The organism is Aquimarina sp., from assembly GCF_977115655.1.
The window spans coordinates 51128-57471 of sequence record NZ_CDSBKO010000039.1 but is presented as its reverse complement, the minus strand read 5'-3'; the positions used below and the strand labels follow the sequence as shown (position 1 = coordinate 57471).

General features: G+C 30.6%; 5 protein-coding genes. All 5 read left to right on the top strand.

Annotated features, from left to right (window positions below; translation table 11 throughout):
- The first annotated feature begins 460 nt into the window (after positions 1 to 460).
- The 5 genes from ACZIYX_RS15870 (at position 461) to ACZIYX_RS15850 (ending at position 6313) form a co-directional block, all read left to right on the top strand.
- Positions 461 to 697: a hypothetical protein gene (locus ACZIYX_RS15870; RefSeq protein ID WP_462683230.1), complete on the top strand. Its 237-nt coding sequence runs from the start codon at positions 461 to 463 to the stop codon at positions 695 to 697.
- Positions 698 to 831: 134 nt separating this feature from the next.
- On the top strand, positions 832 to 1674 hold the full coding sequence (locus ACZIYX_RS15865) for a GLPGLI family protein (RefSeq protein ID WP_462683229.1): 843 nt from the start codon (positions 832 to 834) through the stop codon (positions 1672 to 1674).
- Entirely contained in the window at positions 1671 to 4331 is a 2661-nt protein-coding gene (locus tag ACZIYX_RS15860; RefSeq protein ID WP_462683228.1) for a TonB-dependent receptor, read from the top strand. The genes ACZIYX_RS15865 and ACZIYX_RS15860 overlap by 4 nt, the downstream gene beginning before the upstream one ends.
- A gap of 271 nt (positions 4332 to 4602) precedes the next feature.
- On the top strand, positions 4603 to 4776 hold the full coding sequence (locus ACZIYX_RS15855) for a hypothetical protein (RefSeq protein WP_462683227.1): 174 nt from the start codon (positions 4603 to 4605) through the stop codon (positions 4774 to 4776).
- Between the two features lie 1105 nt (positions 4777 to 5881).
- The gene (locus tag ACZIYX_RS15850; RefSeq protein WP_462683226.1) at positions 5882 to 6313 is read left to right on the top strand and encodes a TerB family tellurite resistance protein; all 432 of its coding nucleotides are present in this window, start codon (positions 5882 to 5884) and stop codon (positions 6311 to 6313) included.
- The last annotated feature ends 31 nt before the right edge of the window (positions 6314 to 6344 follow it).

Below are 6344 nucleotides of genomic sequence, written 5' to 3'. Positions count from 1 at the left end.
TCACCAATACTTAATAACCGCATATAACAGTATTTTTAATTAAGAAATGGTATAAAAAAAATATTTAGAGCATCAAAAAATGATATTATGATGTAGTAATCTTGTCAAAGGAAAAAAATATTTTATGTATGCAACTGTAAATCATTGTGTTAATATTTTTTTTCATTTTTTTCAAAAAAAGGAGGTAACATTTCATCGAGTTATAACATTCACTAAAACAAAGTATATAAATCATACTACTATGAGTTCATCAACAAAAACACTGTATAAAATAAACTTGAATACATAGCACTATGATCCTAATACCTTTTCTGCTGAAGAAATAGATAAGATCTATGATGTTGTAAAATTGTTCTAAAGGAAGAGAATAAAAATCGTTGCGCAGCGATCTGGCGGCAACCGAAAAGCCTTTGATAATAGAGTAGGTACAAATTATTTATTAATCTTTAATTTTTTAAAAATGAAAAAAGTAATTTTAGGGCTATTCTTAGCCACAACAATGATAAGCTTTGCCAATGCTACCAATAATGATTTGGATGTACAAACAGATGCTAGTGATACGTATACTATAGAAATTATTGAATTGGATGTATATCAATGTACGGTTCATTTTAGGAGAGATGGCTTAATTGTAGCGACAGGAACTGCAGCAACTTGTGCCAGAGCTAGAGAAATTGCAATGAATCAATTGCAATAAGAGTTAGTCCATAACTATTGGGCATAAACTTTTCATTATGTTTATGCCCTACTTATAGTTAAGGTTTTGAAATGAATAATGATATAGACCAAAATAACTTTTGACAATTTTTACATAATACCAAAGAGAATAAAATGAAAAAAATAAGCATTATACTCGTTACACTATTTAGCTATGGATTGACGCTAGCCCAACAATCGTATGTATTAGAATATGAATATGAGGATTTATTTGGGAATACATCTACCGTCGATCTTTTGGTAAATGGCGCCGAAGCAGTTTTTAAGGTTAAAGATGAGCGAGAATCCGAAGTAAAGATATTAGAAAACGATGATCCTAATACGATAAGCGCATCGATTATCAATAATGATGAATTATCTACTTTTACCTATTCTACTACCAAAGAAGTATATATAAGATCTCTTGGTATAGCGGAGCGAGAATTTGTATATAAGTTTGACGCCGAGGTGCTAGATTGGAAATTTAGCGATGAAACAAAAAAAATTGGCGAATACAATTGTCAAAAAGCTACACTCGATCTTCATGGTAGAAAAAATGTAATATGGTTTACGACAGAAGTACCTATCAGTTTTGGTCCTATGCGTTTAAACGGATTACCGGGAATGGTGATAGAAGCTTATGTGTATGATACTCATTTAGTAAATGAAATAAGGATAAATTTAAAATTATTAAACATTAGTAAATCAGAAAACAAAAAAGTTTTTGACTTTCATAAAGATTTTTTTACCACCAAAAAGGTAATGACATACCAAGAGTATGAAAAGGAGGCTATACAAAGTATGATAGATAAAAAAATCTATCAATTGGCAAAAACTGCAGAAATTGCTGCCCGATGGGCAAAAGAAGATGGGTATGAAAGTGACTACAGTGTGAAATATGAGCCAAATTATTTCTTTGATTATTTTATTGATGTTCCAGAAGGCGCCTGGGAAGAATTAGAAAAAATTAATCAATGAGTATAAAAAAATGGTTTCTTTTTGTTTTTATAAAAATAAGTTTTATATCCTCTTATTCACAACAAATTAGTGGAGTTGTATTAGATAATTTTGGCAAGGCAATCCCAAAAGCTACTATTCTTATTAAAAAAACAAAAGGTACTTATGCTATTTCAGAATTTTTTTTAACGAATGAAGAAGGAGCATTTACATGTATTTTAAAAAAAGAATATAAAAACATCATATATATAGAAGCAAATGCACTTAATTATAAAAAAACTGTAGATAGTATTGTTACCCCAATAGCAGACAAAAAATTTCTTTTTAATTTCATGCTTACTCCAAAAGTTACTGAACTAGATGAAGTTATTATAGCCGAGCGCAAAAAATTCGAAATCAAAAAAGATACAGTTGTTTTTAACCCAGAAGCGTATAAAGATGGTACAGAGCGAAAAGTAGAAGATTTACTTAAGAAACTTCCCGGGGTAGAAGTAACAGGAGATGGTAGAATTAAGTATCGTGGTAAAGATGTCGAAGCAGTACAACTGGATGGAGATGACTTGTTTGGTGCTAATTATACTATGGGAACCAAAAACATTACCGTTGACATAGTAGAACAAATTGAAGCGATAGAGCATTACTCTAAAAATCCATTGCTTAAAGGAATAGAAAATTCTGATAACGTGGCACTTAACCTTAAACTCAAAAAAGGAAAAGTAGATTATTCTGGTACTGCCGACGCTGGATATGGTTATGGCAATAAACCTTATTATGATATGTCATCCACAATTTTGGGAGTTGCAAAAAAAATAAAATCTTTTGGGGTATTTTCTTTTAATACGATTGGACTTAATAAAACCCCTTTTGATTATTTTTCTGGTGCGCTAAGCGTCGAAGATATTGCAAATAGTAATCTTTATAGCACTAAGATCATAAACCCAAGCCCTATCAACAGTATTTTGGGAAGTGCCAGAATCCGTATTAATAAAGAGTGGTCTGGTAATTATAATGTTATCTATCGATTGTCACCCAGACTAAAAATGAAATCGAATATATATTATATAAAGGACGAATTTTTGAGACAAGAATTATATCAAAATCAATACAATACAGGAGAAGAATTGATTAGATATTCTGATCGTACAAGTATTATTAAAACACCTCAAAATAAGCGATTAGATTTAAAATTGACTTACAATGTTTCTGAAAAATCATTGGTTGAGTTTGACACTTCAGTTGGTGAAGAGGTTATTACATCTCAAAATCATTTAACCAAAAATCTGGAGACAACCGCTACAACACAATTAAAAACTAACGATTTTTTCTGGAAAAACATATTACAGGTTACCAACAAATTGGGAACTTCGCAGGCGTTACAGTTCAAATCTGTATATGCTAGAAACAACGTTCCTCAAAAGTTTAATACATTCGGTAATTTTCTATCAGAAGAGGGTAGCACTAATTTATATTCCCAATTTAGCGAAAATAGAAAAGAATCTTTACAAAACCATTTGATCCTATTAGGCAAAAAAAACAAAATCAAGTATGCTTTAACCTTAGGAATGGAGCATAATGATACCCCTTTTCAATCATCTTTGCTAGAAAATGAAATCAATCTTCCCGAATTTCAAAATGACTTTACATACAAAAAGACTAATTACTATACCCTATATTCATTAGCATATAAGAATAAAGTATGGGAACTAGAACCTTCATTAACTTTAAATTATATATATCAACATATAGAAGATCATTTAAATACTATACAAAATACAGATAAGCATATTTATAATATAGAACCATCATTGAATACCGTGTATCATATTAACACCATTTCTAAATTAAGATTCTTTGGAGAATATAAACAAAATACACCTAAAGAAAATTTTCTTTTCACAAATAGTATTGTTACCAATAATAGGTCTTTACGTAAAAATGTAACTTCTTTAAATGTAGAGAAGTTACAAAAGTATACGATAAGCTACCGTATAAACGATTTACAAAAAAATATAGAAACCAATCTAGCCATAAATCATACGAACAGAAAAAATATATACTTATCAAACATAGAGGTTAATCCCAATTATACAAGTATTACGTATTTTCAATCTCCAGTTACGGTGATTGATTGGCATATGACGGCTTCTATTGCAAGATATATACGCTTTTTAAAAACCACAGTAAAGCATACTTCTCAATATAGCATTTCTAATTTTAAGAATATCGTTAATCAATCAGAATTAAGAGATGCTCAATCTAGAAATTATAGTGGTGGTTTATTTGCTAAAACTGCGTTTAGGATTCCTGTAAATTTTGAAAATAACATTACATATAATGTGTCTTCTTATTTTATTACAACAGAACAGTTAAAAAACACAAATTCTTCAATTACAAATACATTTAAAACCATTATCAAGCCAAATAAAAACTGGATGTTTACATTATTTTACTACTATTTTAGACCTAATCTAAAAAATAATCAAGATTTTTCTTTTTTAGATTTCAGCATACAATATCGACCAAAAAAAATCAAATGGATATCAGGCCGTTTACTAGGCAAAAACCTGCTGGATAATCGTGTCTTCCAACAGGTAGAAAATTCTGACTATTTTACCACGGTTTTTCAAAGCAATTTGATCCCTCGTTATTTTATGTTTTCTTTGGATATAAATTTCTAAAACGGTATTACTTTTAACCCACTACCTTAAAGCAAGCTAACGAGGGTGCCTAGCTGAAAAAAAGCTTTAACATTTCTAGACAAGCCTCCAATAATTGTACAAACCGTACAAAAAAAATAAAAAAACCAAGATACAGCCACAACAACATCAAGAACTATTACAGTTTCCTGCAAAGAGATAGCCACCACTCTTGATAAACTAAAAGAAGAAATGTTGTCTAACTTATAATGGGCTCAAGAAGATTAGAATAAATATCATAAAAGAGTATACAATGAACAAAATAAAACTGACCATAATTCTAATGTCCCAATATTGTATGGAATGTTTTAGTCAACAAAGCGAAAATTCTGAAATAAAACAAATTACCATTAGAAATGGTATGGTATCGGTTTTGGCAATATCCTTGCGATTGTCATCCCCGGTTGGCGCGAGCGAAAATAAGTAACGGCTAGCGCGATGGCTCTAGGCTCGTGCCGTCAAAGATTGGCAAGACAGGAGTAAGGAAATAACAAAACAGTCACGATCTTGTAAAATAGGTTGTGGCTGTTTTTTTATGCAGAGTATGCTTTTTTTGTTTTGGTATCGCGTATAAAAGCATCAATAATTTTTGCCCCGCTCTGCAAAGAGTGGTTAAAAATAAAAGTTAGGATGCTGCGCGAATTTCTCCTGACTTCGAGCAATGTTTAAAGCTGAGAAGTTAAAATATAGTAAATAGCCACGATCTATTTTTGTCATAGGTTGTGGTTTTGTTTTTTTATAAAGTTTTAAGTTTAACCCAGATCGCTCGGATATGATATCGCGGAAATGTTTTCCGTGCCGTATTGAGTAAGCGGTAAGAGTAAGAAATATAGTAAAGACAGTCACGTTTATAAGATGTGGCTGTTTTGTTTTTAAGATATCTGGCGGTAAATAATCGACAAATATTTTGGAAACGATACCCATAAAAAAGCGAGTCTATTTTTGATCTCGCTTTTTATTGTTTTTGTGCCCTTTTATCTAAATAGAGCATTTTTTGCCAACTCATTATTTACCTGTGTATAGCATAGCTGGAAGAAGCAGGCAGCTCTTTCAAAAAATTAATAAAAGGTTTAATGTTTAGTTGTAATGTAAAGATGTATGTAGTTTTCATATCTCGTATTTTTAAATTAATAATAATCTTTGTTTTGATTCAAATAAACAATTGCCATGCCAAAAAATAAAAATAGCTTGTATTCCTTTTAAACAAAGGGTTTTTCGAAATGTAAAATCAAACTAAAATCAAGTACTAACCAAAAAAGTATCTTTTTGTATGTGATACTATCTATTTAGTAAATGCATTTTGGAAGATACAGGTTATAGATAGTTGTTTTTTTAATCCACATTGTGGAATTTAATTCTCTTAGGCTTGCTTCGAGGTTATTGATTAGGAATAGTATATTCAGGTGAGTAGAATTTCCGATTTTTTGATCTAAAGAGACACTAAGAATCGTTTTCACTAAAAAAGCGCTGTTTTAAATTTTAAAAGGCATATAGTTTAGTTATATTTGCAGCCAAATTAAACAAAGTATACAATGTCAATATCTGATTTATTTGATAGTGGATTTCAGAAAAGAAACCAAGACCATTTTGCAGCAATTGTAAGAGTAGCAATGAGCGATGGAGTGATTACTGATGAAGAGAAAGCTTTTTTGGATAGATTGGCCAGAAAACTGGAAATTTCTGAAAATCATTATAAAGAAATTTTAAAAGACTACAAGACCCATCCTATAAATCCGCCTGTAAGCTATGATAGTAGATTAGAGAGATTGTATGATTTGTCCAGAATGGTTTATGCAGATCATATCAAAGGAGAGGATCAGGTGGCCTTATTAGTAAAATTGAGTATAGGTTTAGGGTTTAAATCTGAAAACGCAAAATTTGTTGTAGATAAAGCATTAAGTTTGGTAGACCAAGGAGTAGATGCAGACACTTTTGCAGATGAAATCAAAAACATGAATAGATAAAACACTGTTTTAGCTTTGAAATAGCCTGATA

What these genes read in the sequence shown, in the direction of transcription:
- ACZIYX_RS15850 (WP_462683226.1), top strand. Translation starts at nt 5,882, where the DNA reads ATGTCAATATCTGATTTATTTGATAGTGGATTTCAGAAAAGAAACCAA.
- ACZIYX_RS15870 (WP_462683230.1), top strand. Translation starts at nt 461, where the DNA reads ATGAAAAAAGTAATTTTAGGGCTATTCTTAGCCACAACAATGATAAGC.
- ACZIYX_RS15855 (WP_462683227.1), top strand. Translation starts at nt 4,603, where the DNA reads ATGAACAAAATAAAACTGACCATAATTCTAATGTCCCAATATTGTATG.
- ACZIYX_RS15865 (WP_462683229.1), top strand. Translation starts at nt 832, where the DNA reads ATGAAAAAAATAAGCATTATACTCGTTACACTATTTAGCTATGGATTG.
- ACZIYX_RS15860 (WP_462683228.1), top strand. Translation starts at nt 1,671, where the DNA reads ATGAGTATAAAAAAATGGTTTCTTTTTGTTTTTATAAAAATAAGTTTT.